This is a genomic window from Thalassomonas sp. RHCl1 (assembly GCF_947387555.1).
In the GTDB taxonomy this organism is placed as follows: Bacteria; Pseudomonadota; Gammaproteobacteria; order Enterobacterales; family Alteromonadaceae; genus Thalassomonas.
Genome location: NZ_CANDNZ010000002.1, coordinates 161,468 through 180,416 on the forward strand (window position 1 = coordinate 161,468; position 18,949 = coordinate 180,416).

Genomic DNA, 18,949 nt, shown 5'->3' on the forward strand with positions numbered 1-18,949 from the left:
CAGATGACTTCTTTCCCTGTCAATTGTCGATAAAATCATTCTGCTTTAGTGAGCTTGTTGTGTATACTTTCGAGATTAAAAAAACGACAAATTTCCCTTAAGTTATGTTTTTTGGCGCCGATACAGTATTACTAAGGCCAAAGTACCACAGGTTATTCACATGAACATTAACCCAATAGATCAGCCAGTAAACCGCCCTTTGAATAAAGGTCAGGGCAAAGCTCAGGTGGCAGGGGACGGCGAGCATAAAGCCGATCAGTTATCAACCAGGCAGGATGAAGTCAGTGCCGGGGTATCGTCTCAGCATAAATTGCGCTTGGGGGTACAGTCCTTAATGTCGGCACTGAAAAGTAATGTCACCCTGGGAGATTCTTTTAACTTTACCTTTGAAAGCCGTCAAAGTATTCAGTTGAGTGAAAAACAAACCCGTCAGCTGGATAAGATGGAAGTAGAGCCTTTTTCCTTTGATTTTGAAGCGGTGGCGGAAAATGTGATGGAATTTGTTTCCAGCGGCATTATGTTGGCAAAAGCCGATGGCGCGGACGATGACAAACTTGCCGATATGCTCAGCCAGGCCCGCTCGGGCATTGAACAGGGTTTTGGTATGGCCCGGGAAGAATTAGAAGGTCTGGGCATGATGACAGAAGAGCTGGAGCAGGGAATAAACAAGAGTTACGACTTGCTGCAAAGCGATCTCAATGATTTTGAAGAAGAGTTATTTGCTACGGAAAACTCTGGCAGTGGAAATGGGCTTGGTCGAAGCGACAGGGGATTAGTGAGCAATGATTTGCTCAGTCAGCAGCTCAATATGCTGGAGCAGGAGCAGGGTACTATCAATATCCAGACCCGGGACGGGGATAATATTAATATTCATTTTGGCAGCCTGATGACCTTAGACCAGCAGAGCATGCAGCAACAGGGGATGTTTAGCCGGGAGATCAGTTTTAGCCAGAGCCAGTCGTTCAGTTTACAGATTGAAGGTGAGCTGGATGAAGAAGAACTCGAAGCGGTCAGTTCGCTGGTGCAAGATATCGGCAAACTCGCTGATAAGTTTTTCAGTGGCGATATCGAACAAGCCTGGCAACAGGCCAATGAACTTGGTTTTGACGATCAGCAGGTCGCCCAGGTTTCTTTTGATTTCCAGGAAGTGAAGCAAGTGGCCGTTACCGAGCATTATGGCCGAGTGCCTCAGCAGCATGAGTCGCCTTTTGCCACAATTTCCCCGTATTTAAAAGACTTGGACAGTGCCGCCAGCCTTGCAGATAACTTGTTTGCAGGCAATAACCTGAAAGAATTAATGAGCGGGGTTGCCGAACAGTTATTGGCGGATGCTGATGATGCGCTAAACAGCAGTAGTGAGCAGTTTGTTAATTTCAACCAAAGGTTATTGGATGCTTTGAGTTAACCTTATTGGCTTAACGCTTGTTGTAGTGAAGTTCACTTTTATTAACGACATAAAAACAGGGCCAATTGGCCCTGTTTTACTATGTGTGGTATAGGCGTCTAGTTAAAACTCGAACTTGACCCCCACTTTATAGAGACGGCCTAACACATCATAGTTACTGGGGAAGGTATTACCCGAGTTGTACTGGGTGCTACCTGCCTCGCCGCCAACGACCGGTGGATCTTCCTCGAACAGATTATCGACACCGAAGGTGAACTTCATATGGTCGCCGTAGTGATAGCTGGCGAACAGGTCGACATAATCTGCGCTGTCGATTTTTTTGAAGGCATCAAAGTAGCCGGGCCCGCCTTCGGCTGTGGCGGCAGCATATTGGAAGGGTTCAACCTCTATACTGCTCATATGGCGCCATAGCAGGGAAACGGTGAAGTCTTCATAGGTCCAGGTGGTTCTTTGCACCCAGCGCAGTTCGGATACCGGATCACAAGAGGTACCAAAATAACCGTTACAGTCGATAACCGGCTGAACATCAGAAGCTTGTTTTTCATGGGTCAGGTATTTGTTGATATTGGCGGAAAGGGCCAAGTCGCCCATATCGCCAAGTTTGACGTTAAAATTCACGCCAACTTCTATACCTTCAGCTTTTTGATTTTTTAAATTGGTGGTGAACAGCTCAACCCCGGAGCCGGCTACCGTTAAGTCGCCGCCGATGCGGTTGATTTTCTCACATTCACTGGCCAGTCCGTTAATATAACAGGCGTCAAGTACTTCCTGGGCGGTGAATTCACCGATAACATCATCAATATCAATATCGTAATAATCAACCGTTATGGTAAAGTCATCGAGGAAATCCGAGCTCCAGACAAAGCCGGCGGTGAAGGTATCTGCTTCTTCTTCTGACGGGAGATTCTCAGGGTCACTGCCGTCAATAGAGTTGATTTGCCCGGAGATAACATCCTGTACCTGACCGACCTGGGCATCTGTCATACCGGTAGAAATACATAACTGGCGCAGGGTATCGTCAATGTTGGCAGCATTGGCAACAGAGCAGGGATCCTGCAGGGCATTATCCAATCCGGTTACCACCGGGGAAGCAATTTCACCGACATTTGGCGCCCGGGTAGCCGATTGCTGCATCACACGAATCAATAAGTCATCTACAGGCCGCCAGCTAAAGCCGAGTTTCCAGGTACTGACATTGCCGACTGAGTCATAATCGGCGGCGCGGTAACCAAATTCCAAATCCAGGGTGTCGGCATATTCTGCGCCGTCAAAAATGGGCAGTATACCTTCGAAGAAGATTTCATCCGCTTTGTAGCCGCCGGAAATGGGCAATAAGTTACCGCCGGCGCCGCCCTGACAGCTTGCCGGGGCGAGTTTTAAACATTCATCCGGGGTTAAGGTGCCTTTTTCCTGCCTGTGTTCGAAACCTATGCTGATAGACAAGGGTTCTCCTACGCCCGGTACTTCGATAAATTCTATCGGCCCGTCGATCACCAGCTGAGCCACGGTTTGCTCATACCTTTGGGTTTGCAGGGCGATGGCCTGGGCATAAGCTGCCATTTCATCCGTGATGGTACCAAAACCGCCAAATAAGTTGATAGGCACACAGTTGGTGTCGCCGTTGGCACAGGTGACGCCATCAACACTGTCTAAGGCATTTTGCACATTGGTCAGGTTAGTGTAACCGCCGCGGGTGGTGACCCGGTTAGACTCGCCATATTGATAGGAGATATCAAATCCCCAGTCTTCGTAAAGGGTGCCTTCAAACCCTGCCAGTATCTGGAACTGATCGGTATCATAAAGCTCTGTGCGGGCGCCTAATTCTGCGGTACGTCTGCGCAGCTGTACCGTCAGGTAATCTTCGCTGTCAACCACGCCATTGCCGTTAACATCATTCCAGCTGCCGCCATCTTCTAATAAGCCGTTGCCTACTGCGGTGTTACCCGCGTCTATCATCCATTGGCGTGCCTGATCGCCAATAAGGGGGTTGGCCAGCGGTAAGTCAAAAGAGGCGCCAAAAGTCCCGGAGGGCGCGACCTGGGCATCTACGCGGACCTTACTGTAATTAAAAGTGGTATAGGCGCGTACATCGTCATTAATATCATAATGGGCGATGGCGGTGGCGCTGTATCTTTCCTGCGGGGTTTGGTAGAAATTAAAAGGGTTAAAGTTAAAACGGCTACATTCTTCACCGATAGTACCGTCATCCCTGAATTGTCCGGAAGCCGCAGCACCGGCACCGACTATGGCAAACCGGGTGGGAATGGATGTCGTCGAGCCTGAGCCCTGGACAAAATCGACGGTATTGGGGCCACCACAGCCGGCAATGGGATCGACCGGCGGCTCGCCATTTTGAAACTGTTCATAACCGGCACCGCTGGCGGTGTCTATGCCGAGTAAACCTAAATCGCGGTCTCCGAGCATAATGGCTTCCCGGCTCATCCAGCTGGCGGATACCGCGACATTACCCCGGCCATCTTCCAAATTAGAGCCTAAGGTTAAAGAAATGGTATCCCGGGTGCCGTCACCTTCTTCGGTTTCGGAAAAATTATATTCCAGGGCCACCCCCTCAAAGTTATTCTTCATAATGAAGTTGACGGCTCCGGCGATGGCATCTGAGCCATATACTGCAGAAGCACCGCCTGTGACTAAATCAACCCGGTCAACTAACGCCGTGGGTATAGTGGCGGTGTCTACCTGACCATCATAGTTAAAGGGCACAAGTCGCCGGCCATTCATTAAGACCAATGAACGTTCGGGCTCTAGTCCGCGTAAATTGACGGTGGCAGCACCTGCGGTGCCGTTATTGGCATTGGAGCCGTCCCCGGGAGTGGTACCGGGTAAGACCCGCAGGACCTTTTCAACTTCAGGCTCCTGCATATAACTCATTTCTTCTGAATCCATAGAAAGAATAGGGCTGGCTGATACCGCGCCCGGACGGCGGATACGGCTACCGGTTACTGCAATTCGTTCTACTTCCTGTTCTGCCTGTGCTTCTTCTGCCAAGAGACTGGTGGGTGTTAACAGAGCGGTAGAAGCTGTGCCAAATATCAGGGCAAGCTTGACGGCTCTGGCAACTTTGGAGCTTATATACATGACTTTCTCCATTAATATTTTGTTTTATAGACAAATAAAGAGATAAAAAAACAGCTACTACAATTTTATTTTTACCTGTTGTTAAGCTAGCTTTATAGAGTGCCAACAACACTAGTCGATACACTAATGACGGAAACTATGTGATAAGCGGTTGTTATTGAGGTGTGGATGGCGGTGATTGAAAAAGGCTGATTTCACCTGTCGACAAGGGCAAAAATCAACCTGTTTTCTATGACTTTTTTAGTGCTCATTACCTTTGATGCAATTGGTTTACATAACGATTACATGTTGTCTGAGAAATGAATACTTACCTGTGACAGTAGGTGATTTTGTTGACTATGGTCTATGTTGCCAATGGGACTAATAACAAGTTAATTTGTCGGTTAAACGCTGACTTGCCAACAGAGCTGTGTTTAGACAGGCGTTGGGTTCTAGTCGCTTTCCGTTATCAGACGCTATTCCCGCTGGCCAGTCTCTTCTGCCATTTTTTAATTGTTGCCTTTATGCTTTTCCGCCCGGTTATTTGCCGGCGGCAAGGTTTGATGCGTGCTTTGAAAAATGGCGCTGGGCTGATGTCATAGGCTAATCGCATATATTTACCCGGAGACTGAAAGCTTTTCGGGGACTTTATCTTTATTAGATGGGGGGAGGGAAATGCTGAAAGTCTTAGTGGCAGACAGAGAAGTCATTGCGCAGGAGAGTATTGCGCAATTGCTTGAAAATGAAGGAGGTGTCGAAGTGCTGCCCGGCATCAAAGAGGGTCGCCAGGCATTGGATATCTGCCGGAAACAGCAGGTAGATATTATTTTCCTTGATGTTGAAATTCCCGGAATTGACGGGCTGGAGCTGGCGCAGTCGTTAACTGAGATATGCCCGGTTATTTTTGTCAGTAGCCATAAAGGCTATGCCCTTGAAGCTTTTGAACTCAACGCTGTGGATTATTTGTTAAAACCGTTTGAGGCAAAGCGTTTTTCTCGTGCCTTCAATAAGGCGAAGGCTCAGCTGCAAGCAGAGCGTGATAATAAGATGCAGGATATGGTTTCCCTGATGCAACATTTAATGGCCAAACAGGAAAAAACCTATAAGAGTCGTCTGGTGATTAAAGATCCCGGGCATATCCGGTTAATAGATGTTGATCAGGTTAATTATATTACCGGGGCGGGTAATTACGCCGATGTTCATATGCTTGAAGGTAAGCATTATTTGCACAGGGAAACCCTGACCGCTTTAGAAAGACAGCTTGATCCCAAGGAATTCTTGCGTATTCACAGGTCCACTATCATCCGCAGTAGCAGTGTCAGTGAGTTGTACCCTAATGATAATGGTGATTATACCGTGATAATTAAAACCGGTGAGCAATTGACGCTGTCAAGAAGAAATAAGAATAAACTGGAGCAGCTAATTGGTTTAGTTTAGTTTAGTGCAAAAGGCAATAAATGTGGTTATTTTCCGGTGAGGTCTTGTTGGAAGCTTGCTGTTTACATGGCTTTCCTGTCAGCATGTTAAACTTGATGTCGGGAAAGGAAATCATTTCTATACTCTTATCATCGCTATTACATGATAAGTCAATTCTTCTGCCAAGTTCATTATTACTTTTTCCAGTAAAGTCAAAGCTTACCTTAAGGATGATAAATGGTTGCTACAAATGATCGCCTTACTGTTCCCTTATCCTTGAGTAAGCATGAGCAATTATATCGCCAAATGTTTGAGAAAAATCAGGCGATTAAGTTAATCATTGACCCTGCTCAAGGACGAATCCTTGAAGCCAATGAAGCGGCGCTCAGGTTTTATGGTTACGATAAAGAAACCTTTATCGGTATGTTGATCACAGATCTGAATACTTTAACGGAGGAAGAAGTTAAGCAGGAAATGTTGTTAGCCAAAAAAGAAGCCCGTGTTTTTCATAATTTTCGTCATCGTTTGGCCAGCGGTGATATCCGGGATGTTGAAGTATATTCCGGCCCGATCACAGTAGAAGATAAAACTTTCCTTTATTCGATTATTTTAGATGTCACCCGCAGGAAAAAAGCCGAGCAGGCCTTGCTTGAAACGGAGCAGAGGCAGAGGGATTTGCTCAATAATACCTCTTCTGTCATTTACACTAAAGATCTCAGCGGCCATTACCTGTCGATTAACCGGGCCTATGAATTGTGTTTTGATGTCAGCGAAAGTGAAATTCAGGGGAAAACGGATTTTGATTTATTCCCCGAGGACATTGCCCGGAAATTTCGCCGAAACGATCTAAAAGCCATTAACCTTAACCAGCCGGTGGAGTCGGAAGAAACTGTGCTTATGGCAAATAAACGTCATGTATTTCTTTCGGTGAAATTCCCCTTGAAAAATGCCCGGGGGGAGGTATATGCCGTGTGTGGTATTTCCACGGATATTACCCAAAGAAAACTGGCGGAAGAAAAGATCCAGCATCAAGCTCATTATGATGCCTTAACCCGATTACCGAACCGTTTTTTGGCACTTGAAAGGCTGGCGCAAATGTTAAATGAAGCACAGCGATCGGGTCATCAGGTTGCGGTGCTGTTTATTGATTTAGATGATTTCAAAAAAATTAATGACTCCCTGGGACATGAAGTTGGCGATAAAGTACTGGTAGAAGCTGCCGGGCGTTTACAGGGGGTAATACGTCAGGTTGATGTGGTCGGTCGTCTTGGCGGTGATGAGTTTATTATCTTGCTGGGGGGCTTGTCGGGAGGCGTTGATGCCAAAGCTATCGTTGAAAAAATGCTGCAACAATTTCACCGGGCGTTTTACATTGACAGTCGCGAACTTATTCTCACGGCAACCGCCGGCATAGCCGTTTATCCTGAGGACGGCCGTGATTCTTCTACTTTGTTGCGTAATGCTGATATGGCGATGTACCAGGCAAAAGCTTTAGGTCGAAATACTTATTCGTATTTTAACGAAAAAATGAACCGGGATGTCTCCAGGCGGCTTGAGCTGGAACAAGCAATTCGTGGCGCCTTGCAGCGCCAGGAATTTGAAGTGGTGTACCAGGTGCAGGTAAAGGTTAACAGTGGTGAGATAACCGGGGCCGAGGCCTTATTACGTTGGTATAACCCTAAATTGGGTCAGGTATCCCCGGCAGAGTTTATTCCCATCGCAGAGCAAACCGGTTTGATTATCGACATTGGGCAATTTGTGCTGACACAAGCCTTATCTGTACTGGCCAGCTGGCAGCAGCGTCATCATCGAGCGTTAAAAATGTCGGTGAATTTATCTCCCAGGCAGTTCAGGGATATTAAACTGGTGGATATGATTAAGCTGGCACTTCTTCAGACCGGGGTTGCTGCCAATTGCCTGGAGCTGGAAATCACAGAAGGCGTGCTGATGAGCGGCCATGCCTATATCAAAAAGGCATTGTCGGCATTAAGTGCTTTAGGCATTTATCTTTCAATGGATGATTTTGGTACCGGTTATTCGTCATTAAATTATTTGCGTCAGTATCCGTTTGATGTCCTTAAAATAGACCGTAGTTTTGTCCAGGGCATTACCACAGAGTCAACCGACAGGGAGTTAGTTAATGCTGCTATTGCCATGGCGCATGGCCTAAATTTAACCGTGGTGGCTGAAGGAGTGGAAACCCCGGAGCAATTGCATTTGTTAAAAAGCCTCAATTGTGATTTCGCCCAGGGATATTTGTTGGGCAAACCTTGCCGGGCAGAGCAGTTATTGGCACTGGAGTTGATGTCACTGTAAAAGGTGAGGGATAAGTTAAGGCAATAAAGCGATTGTGCCTGGTTTTCGTTGGTTGTCAGCATTTCAATACAGTTGCGCCTTTGCTTTTCGGTTCACAGGTAAGTTTTTCATTATTTCCTTAAAGGGCATGTGATACTTTTGCTCAGGAAAAATGCAAGCAGTTGTAAAATAAATTAAAGTAGATCACTCCAGATAATCCCTCAAATAACCCTAGTTTTTTTAAGGGATTATGATGTGATTGCATTTGACATGGTTATGATCTGACCTAAACTTAGTGGCATCTGTCCTTGGGCTAGGACCTGTCAGTTTAGATTAAGAGAGGGAGCTCTTGATATCCCGGTTATTTTAAGACTTATATCGATGTTTTATTATACTCTTTCGTGAAATAGTGCCGTTAATACTGATATTTTCTTTCAATACCACTAGCAAACTTCCCGATAACTACCCTAAGCGCTTCCTGGCTTTAATAACATTAACTGTGCTTTAACCTTAGGATGGAAATAACAAAGTAGTTTTTTAACAATCAATTTTATTCGGTTCAGCAAGCTAAACCAGGTATTTAACTGGTGTGCGAGTTAATAAGCCTTTAGCAATGGCATAAAAAGAACAAGAACAATAGGTGGTTAAAATGAATGAACAGCAAGGAAGTATCGTTTGTGTTGGTGTAGGCATGACTCTGGGCTCCCATTTAAGCCCGTTATCGAGAAGTTATATTGAACAGGCCGATGTGGTCTTTTCTCTTGTTTCAGACGGTCTGGTTGAGCAGTGGATCGGTCAAATGAATCCTGATGTGCGCAGCCTGCAACCTTATTACCATGAAGGTACGTCCCGGCTGGTTTCCTATAACGCTATGGTTGCTGCCATGATAGCAGAAGTTAAAGCAGGAAAAAAAGTTGTCGGTGCCTTTTATGGCCATCCCGGGGTTTTTGCCTGTGTGCCCCATAAAGTCATTGAACAGGCCAGGGCCTTGGGATATTACGGGAAAATGGAGCCGGGGATTTCAGCCGAAGATTGCCTGTTTTCAGATCTTGCCATAGATCCGGGGCAATTTGGTTGCAGTCATTTTGAAGCCAGCCAGTTTATGTTCTATAAACGTATCATAGATCCCTCTGCGTACTTGATCTTATGGCAGGTCGGTATAGCCGGTGATCTTTCTTTAAGCAAGTTTTCCACCGGTGAGAGTTACCGTCAGGTACTGATAGACATATTATCCCTTCATTATCCTAAAGATCACCAAGTGATCTTATACGAGGCGCCGACCTTACCTATTCACAGCCATCGTATCGAAAGTCTTCCCCTGTCATCTTTGCTCCATGCAGAAATTCATGGCTATACCACCTTAGTCATTCCTCCCTGTCAGGAGCTTACTCGCAATATGGAAGTTTTACAGCGATTAGATGCGATCGACAAGGATCATAAAAATATCAAGCTTGTCTAATTTATCAACCAGAAAAGGAGGAAATTAATCTTATAGTTCAATTAGTTAAAAATATTTCATTTTTAGTCAACTGAGTTAAGGAGATATTATGAATAGCATAACGGATGTACTGGAAAAAATTGGTCAGCAGTCGAATTTAAAATATTCGACTGAAGTAGACTGTGAGTTACAGTTAACCGAAATGCGTGTACCTGCCGTTATACGAAAAGTATTGATTGCCAATGATAAATCAGAATTAGCGCAGTTGTCTGATAACAAAAAGGATATCATCTGCTATGTCTCTGCGCCTGCAAAGGAGCATGAAATGCCAAAAGATGATAATAAACCCGCTGAAGATGAACCTAAGCAGGGTGAACAAGAATCGGCTTAAGATAATGAGTTGATTTAATAATATATTTATAAGGATTTATTATGTCTGACGTAATTGGAATACTTGAAAATATTGGCTGTAATGCCTCGCTAAACACCGAAGTCCTTAAAGATAGTTCTATTTTGTTACGGCAAGCGAATTTTAATCATGATATCTGCTCTGTGCTTATCTCTGATAATGCTAAGGAAATTAGCTTATTAGCTGGGGCTGGCACCAGTGCATGTTGTTATATTTCGATAACGGATGTTCCGGATGACTTTAGTGTTGAGAATAAGGCCGGCATAAGACCGTTAACGGCTGTACCTGAAGACAGCAGATGTAGACAAGTCGCTTAGGGATAAGCGATTGAACTTTCTGTCTTGTCATAAGTGCAGGATGATGTTGCCTGGAATTTCTTCATTCTGCACTTATATCTTACTGTGCTTATGCTTTGAGAGTACGGCGCAGGAAAATTACTTTATCGATAGGTTTGAACAATACAAAGAAATTGAGCGGCTTATTTATCAGGCGGATAAACAACGGACCTTAGATCGCAAATTATTTAACTCGATTGTTGCAAAATTAAGAACAAAACAAGCTTTGCTATCTCAGGAACAAGCGCTTTATTTAGCCTATTTTATGGGATACCAAAAAGTGATCGGCGGGGATGTGCAGGCCGCGTTGACGCTATTGAATAAAGTGATTAAACAAGATGAATATACCGTTTTAAAGCACAGGGCCATTATTACCAAAGTTAATATTTATTCCACCAGTGAAAATTACAGTGAAGGTTTTACTGTCCTGAATAAGCTGTTGCCTCAGCTTAATGACATGAAGGGAAAAACCAGTTATCCGGACGCACTCTTTGCGGTGGCAAACTTTTATAACCGTCTTTCAATTTATCACTTAAGCCAACAGTATGCCTCGAAATTACAGGCAAGCAATCCTTCACTGCGCCATATGTGCCTGGCGAATATGTTGACGGTAGAGTCTAATTTCTTTTTAAAGCAGCTGACGGTGGAAGACATCAAGAATATTAATGTCAGCCATTGTGAAACCGTTGGCGAGACAATGGCGTCTAATTTTATTTACGTGATTATTGCACAATTATATTTAAACGAAAATAAACCCCAGTTGGCGCTTGATTTGCTTTTACGGCAATTACCTTCGGTAAAACGGACCGAATATTATTTACTTATCAGCCGCTTTAACTCTTTCATTGCCCAGGCGTATTATGATTTGGAAAATTTTGCTGAGGCAGAGCGTTATGCCAATATGGTTATTGAAAAGATCCGGGCCGATCACAGCTCTATGTCTATTGTCAGGGCCAGTAAAATCCTGTACCAGATCAATCGGAAAAATAACAACCTGACGTTAGCGCTGAAATATCATGAGCTCTATATGGCCCACGATAAACTTTATAATGATGATCTGAACAAGCGCAGCATTACTTACCAGATAGCCGAAGAAAACAACCAGCAAAAAAACTTGAGGATCAAATTACTGGATGAACAAAACAGAAGACTGCTATTGGAGAAAGTGCTCAATGAGCGTACCAGAGAAAAAGATCAGCTCTTGATCCTGTCGCTTATGCTGATTGTTGCGATCTTGGCTTATTGGACCTATAAGTCAAAACTCACCCAGCGAAGGCTGAAAAAAATGGCGGAATACGATGAACTGACCGGTATTCTCAATCGTCGCTGCTTTAATGAACTTTCCGATACCGCTATTAAGTATTGTCACCAAAGCGGCCAGCCTATTAGTTTGATTCTATTTGATTTAGATGAATTTAAAGCCATCAATGATACTTATGGCCATCAGGTAGGGGATTGGGTCCTGAAAAATACCATCATGACCTGCCAGAAACTTTGCCGTAAAAATGACATTTTTGGCCGTTTTGGCGGGGAAGAATTTACCATTCTCTTGCCTGGTTGTGATAATGACAAAGCTTATGAATTAGCGGAATCATGCCGCAGCGTGATCAGTGAAATTTCAACGGTTGAAACCGGCTATGATTTTAAGATTTCCGCCAGCTTTGGTATCTGCTCGTCGGAAAATGGCTCTTATAGTTTAAATGAAATTGTTAAAGCGGCAGATGAGGCCATGTATCACGCGAAAAGCTCGGGACGCAACCGGGTCAGTATTTATGGCATAGATATGCCTAATACCGTTGAAGAGCCTTGCTTGAGTGAAACGGCAACAACATTGGACTAGGAAGTCATCTCGCGCATATAAAAAATCCCTGACTGAATCAACAGTCAGGGATTTTAATTCTACCTTAAAACTTATTTGGCTGTTTGCCTGAGCTCCAAATGCTCTTTAAGGTTTAGTCGGGCCGGCAGCACTTCGGCTGGTGGCATCCGCAGCAATGGCGTTTTTACCCGAAGTTAATGCTCTTTTTCTGTCTTCGGCGGCGAAGAAGGCCGTGGGCAGCTCATTAACGGTATTAATGGTCACCGGTTTGGCCATGGGTGAAGAGGCTTTGCCTTTCAAACGAATGCCGCCATTGGCTTTAAGACGCTTTTTCTTCGCTTTGGCCGGTTTTTTCACTGCTTTCTGCTCGGCTGAGTCCGCTTTTTTCGCTTGTTGCTCGCTTGCTTGAGCTTCACTCGCTTGTGGCTGCTCAGTTGCGACTTCTTCAAGCGGCAGTTGCTGTTGTACTTCTTGACCGGCCGACTCTGGGCTTGCAGTATCTGCCTGGACTTCAACTACCGGTGCAGCATTGTCTGCGGCTTCATCTGCTTGAGCTTCAACTACCGGCGCAGTGTCTGCAGCTTCATCTGCTTGAGCTTCAACTACCGGTGCAGTGTCTGCGGCTTCATCTGCTTGAGCTTCAACTACCGGTGCAGTGTCTGCGGCTTCATCTGCTTGAGCTTCAACTGCTGGCGCGGTTTCTGTTGCTTCATCTGCTTGAGCTTCTACTTCCGGCGCAGTGTCTGCGGCTTCAATTGCTTGAGTTTCAACTACCGCTGCAGTTGCTGGTGTCTCATCTGTTTGAGCTTCAACTTCCGGCGCACTTTCTGCAGTTTCATCTGTTTGAGCTTCTACTTCTGGCGCCGTTTCTGTTGCGTCAACAGCTTGAGTTTCAACTACCGGCGTAGTTTCTGCTTCAGCTGGCTGAGCTTCAACATCCGGGGTAGTTTCTGTTGCTTCAACAGCTTGAGCTTCAACTTCCGGCGCAGTTTCTGTTGCTTCAACAGCTTGAGTTTCAACTACCGGGGTAGTTTCTGTTGCTTCAACAGCTTGAGCTTCAACTTCCGGCGCAGTTTCTGTTGCTTCAACAGCTTGAGTTTCAACTACCGGGGTAGTTTCTGTTGCTTCAACAGCTTGAGCTTCAACTTCCGGCGCAGTTTCTGTTGCTTCAACAGCTTGAGTTTCAACTACCGGGGTAGTTTCTGTTGCTTCAACAGCTTGAGCTTCAACTTCCGGCGCAGTTTCTGTTGCTTCAACAGCTTGAGTTTCAACTACCGGGGTAGTTTCTGTTGCTTCAACAGCTTGAGCTTCAACTTCCGGCGCAGTTTCTGTTGCTTCAACAGCTTGAGTTTCAACTACCGGTGTAGTTTCTGCTTCAACTGCTTGAGTTTCAACTTCCGGCGCAGTTTCTGCTGCTTTAACTACCGGAGCAGTATCAGTTGCTTCAGCTGTTTGCTCAGGGTAGCGGGAAACGACAGGATCTTCACTCACTTCATTGCTTGTTACGGCTTCGGCGTTGCCGGCTTGCTGCTCGTTATCGCTATTGGCACGACGACGACGTTGGCCATGGGAACGCAAATGCCTTGGAGAACGACGGTTTCTTGGTCTTTCTTCACGGCCGGCTTTTTCCACATTTTCTTCCGACTGAACCTCAACACCGGCTTGCGTTGTCACGACAGCTGAGCTCTCTTCACTTTTCGCTGCGGCTTTGTCCTTAGCTGTTACTGCCTCAGGAGCCGGGTGAGCGGTGAGATTTTCAGTGCTGGCCTCTGCAGCATTTTTGATGCGTATCTTTTTACGGTTACTGCGACGCTGACGGCGCTCGGCCACTTTTTCTTCTTTTGGCTTCTGCGTTTTGCTTTGCTCAGCCTTACGACCTTGTTGTTTTGCCCTGTTGCTGTCGCGGGAATCGCGGTTATCACGGCTTTCCCTGTTGTCACGGGTATCACGGTTATCGCGAGACTCTTTGCTATCAGCTCTGCTGTCGGCTTTATCGCCGCTGCGACGGTTCTTACGCTGTGACTGACGGTTACGGCGAGGGCGTCTTTCCTGTTGCTCTTGTGCCTTGGCCGGTTTTTTCTCTACCGGGGCAGGCTCTGCTACCGGTGTTTCAGGCGCAGAAAACAGGTTTTTCAGCCAGTTGAACAGGCCGGAAAAAACACCTTCCGATGCTTGTTCTTTGGCTTTTGCCGCTGGTGCTTTCTCTGCAGATGCCGGAGCCCGTTTCGGGGCAGAGAGTCCCTGAACAATAGGTTCATCTCTTTTACTGGCTTCTTTATTAAATTTAGGCATCACCGCTTCTTCGGTTTTCGCCTGTTGGATCGGCAGCTCATAGCTGGCATCATCAACGGATTCATCCTTACGGACCCTTAATACTTCGTATTGCGGCGTATCCATATGAGGATTAGGAATGATCAGCACATGCACGTTGTGGTGTTTTTCAATATGAAACACAGAACGTCGTTTTTCGTTTAACAGGTAGGTGGCAACCGGTACCGGTACCTGGGCCTGTACATGCAGGGTATTTTCCTTAATTGCCTCTTCTTCCATTAAGCGAAGAATAGACAGCGCCAGAGATTCTATGCCGCGCACATGTCCGGTACCGTTACAGCGCGGACAAATGCCCTGGCTGGTTTCGCCGATGGACGGGCGTAGACGCTGACGGGACATTTCCAGTAATCCGAAACGGGAAATGCGTCCCAGCTGGATACGGGCCCTGTCCTGATGCACGGCTTCGCGCATGCGATTTTCAACTTCCCGCTGATGGCGTACCGGTGTCATATCGATAAAGTCGATCACCACCAGGCCACCTAAATCCCGTAGTCTTAATTGACGGGCAATTTCTTCTGCCGCTTCTAAGTTGGTATTAAAGGCGGTTTCTTCGATATCGCCGCCTTTGGTTGCCCGGGCGGAGTTGATATCGATAGAGGTCATGGCTTCGGTGGGGTCAATCACGATGGAGCCGCCCGATGGCAGTCTCACTTCCCGTTGGAACGCCGATTCTATTTGCGTTTCAATTTGGTAGTGGGTAAATAACGGCACGTCGTTATTATAAAGTTTTACCTTGCTTAGAAAGTCGGGGCGCACCACTTCAATGTGCTTTTTCACGCTTTCATAAATTTTTGGACGGTCGATTAAGACCTCGCCGATATCGCGGCGCAGGTAATCGCGGATCGCCCGTAAGATCAGGTTGGTTTCCTGATGGATCAAGAACGGGGCAGGGCGGCTTTTGGCGGCATCGTCAATGGCTTTCCAGTGATGCAGCAGCACGCTTAAATCCCATTCCAGCTCTTCGTAGGATTTGCCTACGCCCGCGGTACGCACGATAAGGCCCATGCCTTTGGGCAGGTCAAGCTTGCTTAAAGAGGCTTTGAGTTCGGTACGCTCATCCCCTTCGATGCGGCGGGAGATGCCACCGGCTCTTGGGTTATTGGGCATGAGTACCAGGTAGCTGCCGGCGAGGCTGATAAAGGTGGTTAACGCCGCGCCTTTTTGGCCGCGTTCTTCTTTATCGATCTGAACAATGACTTCCTGGCCTTCACGTAAAACTTCTTTGATATTCGGGCGCCCCTGGAAGGTATAACCTTTAGGGAAGTAGTCGCGGGCAATTTCTTTCATCGGTAAGAAACCGTGCCTTTCGGCGCCGTAATCGACAAAAGCGGCTTCTAAGGAAGGCTCAATACGGGTGATTTTTGCCTTGTAGATATTGGATTTTTTTTGTTCATGGCCGGGGCTTTCGATATCAAGATCGTAAAGACGCTGACCATCAACTAGGGCTACACGTAATTCTTCCGACTGTGTAGCGTTAATTAACATACGTTTCATAGTGTGCGTGACTCTTTTTTTAGTCACAGCATGCTACTTGCTTAATACACAAAGCAATCTTTCGCCATGGTAACAGCAGCTTGTCAGCCTCACGGTTGTCAATCTTACCCGGCCCTTGTTGCCGGGTAAGCTGTTAGTATAAATTCTGATTGTATTTTCCCACGCTCACCGAATCTTGGGCGGGCGTGATTAATTGTCTTTATGCACTCAGCAAAGATAATATGCTGTGCCTGCTATTCAGCGGCGCTTGACTCGTTAAAGTGACTAACCTTGGCGGACACTGTTTTTATGTCGATAACTTTGCCAATAAATTACTCACCCGGGTAAAGATAAGTCTGTCTGCTGAATATGATTACAAAATTGCTTTCTTGCGCGGGACAAGCTGTTTATGCAGCTCATTCGACAGGTTACATACGTCGAACTTTGCAACAGGTCTGACTGTTAATATGTCGCAGATATTTCAATGGCGCATATTAATGTGACCGCATTTTGCCTCTTACGTTTCGCTAAAAGCTTCCTAAATTCATGTTACGGCGATACTTTTGCCTGTAACACCTTTATTATCCCATTATATTATTGTATATAGCAATGAATTCCCGGTTTTTATTCTCCTAAAAGTGAAATTAATTGTGTTAAACTGCCCGGCATGAATGAAATTAAAAAACCTCAGGTCAGATTTATCACCATTGACAGTGAAGATGCTGGCCAAAGAATCGACAACTTTTTATTGAAAACCCTTAAAGGGGTGCCCAAAAGCATGATTTACCGTCTGTTGCGTAAGGGGGAGATCAGGGTCAATAAAAAACGGACTAAACCTGAATATAAACTCGTAGATGAAGATGTGCTGCGCATTGCCCCAATCCGTGTCAGTGAAAAGACCAATGAGGTCTCTACTCAGCTTAATGTGGTGTCCAACCTGGAAGCACAGATCTTATATGAAGATGAGATCCTGATCGTCATCAATAAACCTTCCGGTATGGCGGTACATGGCGGCAGCGGTGTCAGTTTCGGCGTGATTGAAGCCTTGCGGGCACTGCGTCCGGAAGCGAGAATGCTGGAGCTGGTGCACAGGCTGGATCGGGATACCTCCGGCTGCCTGGTGGTTGCGAAAAAACGTTCGGCGTTGCGTAATTTACACGAGCAGTTACGCAATAAAAAAGTGCAGAAATTCTACCATGCGCTGGTCAAAGGGCGCTGGTCGCCGAAATTAACCCGGGTGACCGAGTCGCTGAAAAAAAATGACCTCAAATCCGGCGAGCGGGTGGTGGTGGTTGATAATATCAACGGTAAGGAATCGGAAACCCGCTATAAGGTGATCCAGCATTATAACAATGCCACCTTGGTACGGGCTTTTCCCGTGACCGGGCGTACGCACCAAATCAGGGTGCATTGCCAGGTTAAAGGGCACCCTATCGCCTGCGATCCCAAATACGGTAATGAAGACTTTGATGGCGATATGAAAGGTATTGGTGTGAAGCGGCTGTTTTTGCATGCCGCCAGCATAGAATTCACCCATCCCAGAACAGAGCAAAAGTTAAAAATTGAAGCGCCTTTGGACAAAACCCTTGCCAAGGCATTAAAACAACTGACTGTGGCTAATAACGGATAATGCAAGATTACCAGCTGATTATTTTTGACTGGGACGGTACCCTGATGGACTCCGTCGCCAGAATTGTGTCGAGTTTGCAGGGGGCGGCCAGGGCAGCTTCTTTGCAGGAGCCCTGCTTTGACAGTGCCAAACAGATCATAGGGTTAAGCCTGCCTAAAGCGATGCAAACTCTTTTTCCCGAAGATAACCATTTGCATGAGCATCTGATAGGACAATATAAGCATCACTACCGGGAGTTGGATAGGATACCCACCCCTTTGTTCGATCATGCCGATGAATTACTCAGTGGCTTGAAATCGGCGCAGAAACTTCTCGCAGTTGCAACGGGCAAAGGCCGTGCGGGACTGGAAAGGGTGTGGCAGCAAAGCAATAGCGGGCATTATTTCCATGCCTCACGCTGCGCCGATGAAAGTGAGTCAAAACCTCATCCCGATATGATACACAGTTTATTGTCTGAGCTGGCTATTGCGCCTGAGCAGGCACTTATGGTCGGAGACACCAGTTTTGACCTGGAAATGGCGCAACTTGCCGGGGTGGACAGCGTCGGGGTGACCCATGGCGTGCACCCAAGTGAAATACTGGCGCAGTATCAGCCTAAAGCCATCGTGAATTCTTTGCCTGAACTGGCTCAGCTGCTGTTGCCTCAGTAAGGTTTCACTGCAGCCGACTACCTGTTATCTGAGTCGGGCATTTTAATCGTTAAATGCCCGCCTTACTGTTGTTGACTATGATTGAACCTGGTTGGCCAGAACGTCCAGTCCCTGGGTCTTTAACATGGTCACCAGCTGGATCAGCGGCAGGCCTATTAAAGTATTGGGATCTTCCCCTTCGAGTTTTTTAAACAGGCAAATACCCAACCCTTCACTTTTAAAGCTGCCGGCGCAGTTATAAGGCCGTTCGGCATGCAGGTAATTTTCTATGTCCTGTTGGCTCAGGGGATTAAAATGTACGGTAAAAGGCACCACCCGGGTCTCGGTTTGCCCTGTGCTGCTATTATAGAGGGCCAGTCCGGTATAAAAAGTCACGGCCTTATTGCTGAACTGACTTAACTGTTTTACGCCGTTTTCAAAGGTATGGGGTTTACCCAGGATTTGTCCGTCGCAAACCGCGACCTGATCTGAGCCTATGATCAGGGCGTCGGGAAATTGCGCTGCAACCGCGCGGGCTTTTTCACCGGCCAGGCGCTCGACCAGGGCCTGAGGGCTTTCATCGGCCCCGGCGGTTTCATCGATATCGGGTTTACCGCATTCAAAGGGCAGGTTCAGTTTGGCCAGGATACTTTTACGAAAAGGAGAGGTGGATGCTAAAACCAGGGTTTTCATT

At 46.4% G+C, this 18,949-nt stretch carries 12 protein-coding genes; 9 read left to right on the top strand and 3 right to left on the bottom strand.

Annotation, left to right across the window (positions count from 1 at the left end; translation table 11 throughout):
• Positions 1-160 precede the first annotated feature (160 nt).
• Complete coding sequence (locus QL234_RS06795; protein WP_281557090.1) at positions 161-1,405, top strand: DUF5610 domain-containing protein; 1,245 nt, start codon at positions 161-163, stop codon at positions 1,403-1,405.
• 102 nt (positions 1,406-1,507) lie between these two features.
• On the opposite strand, the gene QL234_RS06800 is transcribed toward QL234_RS06795, so the two are convergent.
• Complete coding sequence (locus QL234_RS06800) at positions 1,508-4,501, bottom strand: TonB-dependent receptor (protein WP_281557091.1); 2,994 nt, start codon at positions 4,499-4,501, stop codon at positions 1,508-1,510.
• Between the two features lie 654 nt (positions 4,502-5,155).
• Here QL234_RS06800 and QL234_RS06805 point away from each other — a divergent pair.
• From QL234_RS06805 to QL234_RS06830, 6 genes are all read left to right on the top strand, one after another.
• On the top strand, positions 5,156-5,917 hold the full coding sequence (locus tag QL234_RS06805; RefSeq protein ID WP_281557092.1) for a LytTR family DNA-binding domain-containing protein: 762 nt from the start codon (positions 5,156-5,158) through the stop codon (positions 5,915-5,917).
• A gap of 216 nt (positions 5,918-6,133) precedes the next feature.
• Positions 6,134-8,212, top strand: a complete 2,079-nt coding sequence (locus tag QL234_RS06810) for an EAL domain-containing protein (protein ID WP_281557093.1) — start codon at positions 6,134-6,136, stop codon at positions 8,210-8,212.
• A 628-nt stretch (positions 8,213-8,840) separates the two neighbouring features.
• Complete coding sequence (locus QL234_RS06815; RefSeq protein ID WP_281557094.1) at positions 8,841-9,650, top strand: SAM-dependent methyltransferase; 810 nt, start codon at positions 8,841-8,843, stop codon at positions 9,648-9,650.
• 88 nt (positions 9,651-9,738) lie between these two features.
• The gene (locus tag QL234_RS06820; protein WP_044831650.1) at positions 9,739-10,020 is read left to right on the top strand and encodes a hypothetical protein; all 282 of its coding nucleotides are present in this window, start codon (positions 9,739-9,741) and stop codon (positions 10,018-10,020) included.
• Positions 10,021-10,061: 41 nt separating this feature from the next.
• Positions 10,062-10,355 carry a hypothetical protein gene (locus QL234_RS06825; RefSeq protein ID WP_281557095.1) on the top strand — a complete coding sequence of 98 codons (294 nt, stop codon included), beginning with the start codon at positions 10,062-10,064 and terminating at the stop codon, positions 10,353-10,355.
• Positions 10,356-10,395: 40 nt separating this feature from the next.
• Positions 10,396-12,213, top strand: a complete 1,818-nt coding sequence (locus tag QL234_RS06830; protein ID WP_281557096.1) for a GGDEF domain-containing protein — start codon at positions 10,396-10,398, stop codon at positions 12,211-12,213.
• 105 nt (positions 12,214-12,318) lie between these two features.
• Here the strand turns inward: QL234_RS06830 and rne are convergent, their stop codons facing one another.
• Positions 12,319-16,017, bottom strand: coding sequence for a ribonuclease E (rne, locus tag QL234_RS06835; RefSeq protein ID WP_281557097.1), 3,699 nt, complete (start codon positions 16,015-16,017; stop codon positions 12,319-12,321).
• A 646-nt stretch (positions 16,018-16,663) separates the two neighbouring features.
• Between rne and rluC the strand changes: the two genes are divergently transcribed.
• Together rluC and QL234_RS06845 are read left to right on the top strand one after the other, a co-directional pair.
• The gene (gene rluC / locus QL234_RS06840) at positions 16,664-17,626 is read left to right on the top strand and encodes a 23S rRNA pseudouridine(955/2504/2580) synthase RluC (protein ID WP_281557098.1); all 963 of its coding nucleotides are present in this window, start codon (positions 16,664-16,666) and stop codon (positions 17,624-17,626) included.
• Positions 17,626-18,276 carry an HAD-IA family hydrolase gene (locus QL234_RS06845; RefSeq protein ID WP_281557099.1) on the top strand — a complete coding sequence of 217 codons (651 nt, stop codon included), beginning with the start codon at positions 17,626-17,628 and terminating at the stop codon, positions 18,274-18,276. The genes rluC and QL234_RS06845 overlap by 1 nt, the downstream gene beginning before the upstream one ends.
• 75 nt (positions 18,277-18,351) lie before the next feature.
• On the opposite strand, the gene QL234_RS06850 is transcribed toward QL234_RS06845, so the two are convergent.
• Positions 18,352-18,948, bottom strand: coding sequence for a nucleoside triphosphate pyrophosphatase (locus QL234_RS06850; RefSeq protein WP_281557100.1), 597 nt, complete (start codon positions 18,946-18,948; stop codon positions 18,352-18,354).
• Position 18,949 lies beyond the last annotated feature (1 nt).

Bases quoted from the DNA above. Each gene is read 5' to 3' on its own strand.
- QL234_RS06830 (WP_281557096.1), top strand. From the start codon at position 10,396: ATGATGTTGCCTGGAATTTCTTCATTCTGCACTTATATCTTACTGTGC.
- QL234_RS06850 (WP_281557100.1), bottom strand. From the start codon at position 18,948: ATGAAAACCCTGGTTTTAGCATCCACCTCTCCTTTTCGTAAAAGTATC.
- QL234_RS06810 (WP_281557093.1), top strand. From the start codon at position 6,134: ATGGTTGCTACAAATGATCGCCTTACTGTTCCCTTATCCTTGAGTAAG.
- rluC (WP_281557098.1), top strand. From the start codon at position 16,664: ATGAATGAAATTAAAAAACCTCAGGTCAGATTTATCACCATTGACAGT.
- QL234_RS06820 (WP_044831650.1), top strand. From the start codon at position 9,739: ATGAATAGCATAACGGATGTACTGGAAAAAATTGGTCAGCAGTCGAAT.
- QL234_RS06800 (WP_281557091.1), bottom strand. From the start codon at position 4,501: ATGTATATAAGCTCCAAAGTTGCCAGAGCCGTCAAGCTTGCCCTGATA.
- QL234_RS06825 (WP_281557095.1), top strand. From the start codon at position 10,062: ATGTCTGACGTAATTGGAATACTTGAAAATATTGGCTGTAATGCCTCG.
- QL234_RS06845 (WP_281557099.1), top strand. From the start codon at position 17,626: ATGCAAGATTACCAGCTGATTATTTTTGACTGGGACGGTACCCTGATG.
- QL234_RS06805 (WP_281557092.1), top strand. From the start codon at position 5,156: ATGCTGAAAGTCTTAGTGGCAGACAGAGAAGTCATTGCGCAGGAGAGT.
- QL234_RS06815 (WP_281557094.1), top strand. From the start codon at position 8,841: ATGAATGAACAGCAAGGAAGTATCGTTTGTGTTGGTGTAGGCATGACT.
- rne (WP_281557097.1), bottom strand. From the start codon at position 16,017: ATGAAACGTATGTTAATTAACGCTACACAGTCGGAAGAATTACGTGTA.
- QL234_RS06795 (WP_281557090.1), top strand. From the start codon at position 161: ATGAACATTAACCCAATAGATCAGCCAGTAAACCGCCCTTTGAATAAA.